This is a genomic window from Pseudomonas sp. R62, from assembly GCF_000257605.1.
In the GTDB taxonomy this organism is placed as follows: domain Bacteria; phylum Pseudomonadota; class Gammaproteobacteria; order Pseudomonadales; family Pseudomonadaceae; genus Aquipseudomonas; species Aquipseudomonas atacamensis.
In genome coordinates, this window is the sequence record NZ_JH635998.1 from 2577991 (window position 1) to 2581216 (window position 3226).

Here is a 3226-nt window from a genome sequence, read left to right on the forward strand (position 1 = left end):
AGTCCTGCAAGTCTTCTTCGTCACGCTGCTGTTGTGTTCCAGCCTGGCCGTTCAGGCCTCGGAAACCGGCAGCGGTGATCCGCGTTACACCATCCAGAATCCCCCGGCCTACGCCATGCTTGGCGACCTGCTGATTGCCCGGCCCTTGCTGGTGGTGGCCACGGTGATCGGTGCGGGAGCGTTTGTGGTGTCGTTGCCGTTTACCGCACTGGGCGGCGGTGTTGGCGATGCCGGTCAGGCGCTGGTGGTTGACCCGGCGAAAGCGGCGTTTGTGCGGTGTCTGGGGTGTACAGGGGAGGGGTTTGAGCAGCGCGAGTGAGCTGATCGGGTTTCAGTGGTGTGGCTGATGGCCCATTCACGAGCAGGCTCGCTCCCACATGGGTTTTGGTGTTCACACAAATTTGTGTTTCACCACAGACTCTGTGGGAGCGGGCTTGCCCGCGATGGCTTCGGTACTGGCGCTGATGTGATCAGGCCTTGCCGGTGATCTTGCGGTACTTCTCCATCAACTGTTCTTCAGTCTCCGGATGGGCTTCGTCCAGGGGAATGCAATCCACCGGGCAGACCTGCTGGCACTGCGGCTCGTCGTAGTGGCCGACGCACTGGGTGCACAGGTTCGGGTCGATCACGTAGATCTCTTCGCCTTGGGAAATGGCGGCGTTCGGGCACTCGGGTTCGCAGACGTCGCAGTTGATGCAATCGTCGGTGATGATCAGGGACATGCTAACTCCAGCCGGGGCGGCAGGCCCGGGCGCTATAAATCAATGCGCGCAATTGTGCCGCATTGGCGAGCGCAGTGCACGCGAGGGCGATCAAGGGCACGAGACTGCAATCTTCAAAAGCAAAGATCGCAGCCTGCGGCAGCTCCTACTTTTTAAAGCGCAGGGTCAGCGCGTCGGCCACGGCCGGGTGGACGAACTTGCTGATATCGCCGCCCAGCGCGGCAATCTCCCGCACCAGCGTCGAGGAAATGAACGAATAACGCTCCGACGGCGTGAGAAACAGGCTCTCCACATCCGGCGCCAGTTGGCGGTTCATGTTGGCCAGCTGGAATTCGTATTCGAAGTCCGACACCGCGCGCAGACCACGCAGGAACACATTGGCGTTCTGCTCTTTGGCGAAATGCGCGAGCAGCGTCGAGAAACCGACCACTTCCACGTTCGGCAGGTGTTTGGTGACCTCGCGAGCCAGTTCGACCCGTTGTTCCAGCGGGAACAGCGGGTTCTTTTTCGGGCTGGCGGCGACCGCAATGATCACGTGATCGAACAGGCGCGAGGCGCGTTCGACCAGATCGCCATGGCCCTTGGTAATAGGGTCGAAGGTACCTGGGTACAACACTCGGTTCATCGCGTCGTCCTGGCGGGAGTCCGTTGGGGAGTCGGATGGTATCGCAGCCTTCCCGGTCGGCCAAGTCGCCTGTTGGGTAAGAAAGCACTATAGACGATAGGAATACTCTGCTTTTTCATGGATTTTTCAGTCGGTCAGCCAAGGCTGTCGCCAGTTGCGCGGTCAGGCCATACACCGACAGCTGGGGGTTGGCGCCGATGCTGGTGGGAAAAAGCGAGCCGTCGTGAATCGACAGATTGCGCAGTTGATGATGGCGACCGAGGCTGTCGGCAACCGCGCTTTGCGGATCTTCACCCATCGCACAACCACCCATCACATGGGCGCTACCGAGTCGCGTGCGGTACAGCTCCAGGCTCAGTCCATCGATCATTGAGCGCGCCTCGGCCAGTGTCTTCACATAGCGGCCGTCGGCGTGCATCGGCATCACCGATTGCGCGCCGCCGGCAAACTGGATTTCGGCCATGACGTGAAAGGCCCGGCGCAAACCGTCCCATGCGTATTGCGAAACCTGATAGTCGAGCACCGGCGAGCCATCACCGCGCAGCTCCACCGAGCCACCGCTGCTGTCCGGGTGGAAGCCATCGCGCAGCAGCGCCAGCATCGCGTGGGTGTGCGGCAGGTCGGCCATATGCTGGGCGTTTTCCTGGCCGAAACCACCGAGCAGTGTAGCGGCCAGCGCCGGGTGCAGCGGTGGCACTTCAAGTTTGAACGCCATCGGCCCGCTGGTGCCGTCCTTCCACTGAAAATGGTCGGAGTAGATCGACTGCGGCGCGCCGTAAAACGGATTGACCACCTCGGCGAAACGCGCGGCGGACATGTTCACCGGGTGCAGAAAGGTGCGCTTGCCCACGCGCTCATGCGGATCCGGCGCGTCGGAGCGCAGCAACAGCGCCGGGCTGTTGATGCCGCCGCCGGCCAGCACATAATGCCGCGCCTTGACGCTGATGCTGCGCCCGGTCGGCTCGACGCAGCGCTCGTCCATCGCCACGCAATGCAGGCCGGTGACCTTGTCGCCACTGATCAGCAGTTTCTCCACCCGCGCCAGATACAGCAGCTCGCCGCCCTTTTCCAGCGTCGCCGGGATGGTCGTGACCATCATCGATTGCTTGGCGTTGCTCGGGCAGCCCATGCCGCAATAGCCGAGATTCCAGCAACCGCGAACGTTGCGCGGGATCACGTGCCAGCTGTAGCCGAGTTGCTCGCAGCCTTTGCGGATCACATCGTTGTTGGCATTGGGCGGCACCATCCACGGCGCGACCCCGAGGCGCTGCTCCATTTTTTCGAACCACGGCGCCATCTCTGCCGGACTATGGCCTTTGACGTTGTGCTCGCTGGCCCAGTGTTCGAGGGTCGGCTCGGGAGTGCGGAAGCTCGAGGTCCAGTTGATCAGCGTCGTGCCGCCGACCGCGCGGCCCTGCAGGATCGTGATCGCGCCGTCCTTGCTCATGCGCCCGATGCCTTCCTGGTAGAGGCTGCTGTAAGCCTCGTCTTCGAGCAGTTTGAAATCCGAACTGGTCTTCAGCGGGCCTTCTTCGATCAGCAGGACTTTGTAGCCGGCCGCGCTGAGGATCTCCGCCGTGGTGCCACCGCCGGCGCCACTGCCGATGATCGCCACGTCGGCTTCGAGGATGAGGTTGTCGCTCAGTTGCGCGCCGTTGTAGGTTTTCCAGCCTCGGGCGAGGCCTTCGCGGAAGGGATCGGGTACGGGCATCGGTCAGGTTCTCTTTATTATTCTGGATGCTGAGGTGATGCAGTTGGCCCCTTCGCGAGCAGGCTCGCTCCCACAGGGACATGCATTTCAAATGTGGGAGCGAGCCTGCTCGCGAAGACCGCCCCCCGGTTTCAGACCTTCGGCGGCCCGGGATAACCGCAATGCGCC

4 protein-coding genes are annotated in these 3226 nt (G+C 62.3%); 1 reads left to right on the forward strand and 3 read right to left on the reverse strand.

Annotated elements, in window-relative coordinates:
• Positions 1–4: 4 nt before the first annotated feature.
• A complete protein-coding gene (locus OQK_RS12570; RefSeq protein ID WP_081489851.1) occupies positions 5–319 on the forward strand; it encodes a multidrug transporter in 315 nt (104 codons plus the stop codon).
• 151 nt (positions 320–470) lie between these two features.
• On the opposite strand, the gene OQK_RS12575 is transcribed toward OQK_RS12570, so the two are convergent.
• The 3 genes from OQK_RS12575 to OQK_RS12585 all read right to left on the reverse strand — a co-directional run bounded on the left by OQK_RS12575 (position 471) and on the right by OQK_RS12585 (position 3058).
• Positions 471–722 carry a YfhL family 4Fe-4S dicluster ferredoxin gene (locus OQK_RS12575; protein WP_003195146.1) on the reverse strand — a complete coding sequence of 84 codons (252 nt, stop codon included), beginning with the start codon at positions 720–722 and terminating at the stop codon, positions 471–473.
• A 145-nt stretch (positions 723–867) separates the two neighbouring features.
• Positions 868–1347 carry a pantetheine-phosphate adenylyltransferase gene (gene coaD, locus OQK_RS12580; RefSeq protein WP_003229157.1) on the reverse strand — a complete coding sequence of 160 codons (480 nt, stop codon included), beginning with the start codon at positions 1345–1347 and terminating at the stop codon, positions 868–870.
• A 115-nt stretch (positions 1348–1462) separates the two neighbouring features.
• Positions 1463–3058 carry a GMC family oxidoreductase gene (locus OQK_RS12585; protein WP_016772705.1) on the reverse strand — a complete coding sequence of 532 codons (1596 nt, stop codon included), beginning with the start codon at positions 3056–3058 and terminating at the stop codon, positions 1463–1465.
• Positions 3059–3226: the final 168 nt, after the last annotated feature.

What these genes read in the sequence shown, in the direction of transcription:
- OQK_RS12575 (WP_003195146.1), bottom strand. Translation starts at nt 722, where the DNA reads ATGTCCCTGATCATCACCGACGATTGCATCAACTGCGACGTCTGCGAA.
- coaD (WP_003229157.1), bottom strand. Translation starts at nt 1,347, where the DNA reads ATGAACCGAGTGTTGTACCCAGGTACCTTCGACCCTATTACCAAGGGC.
- OQK_RS12585 (WP_016772705.1), bottom strand. Translation starts at nt 3,058, where the DNA reads ATGCCCGTACCCGATCCCTTCCGCGAAGGCCTCGCCCGAGGCTGGAAA.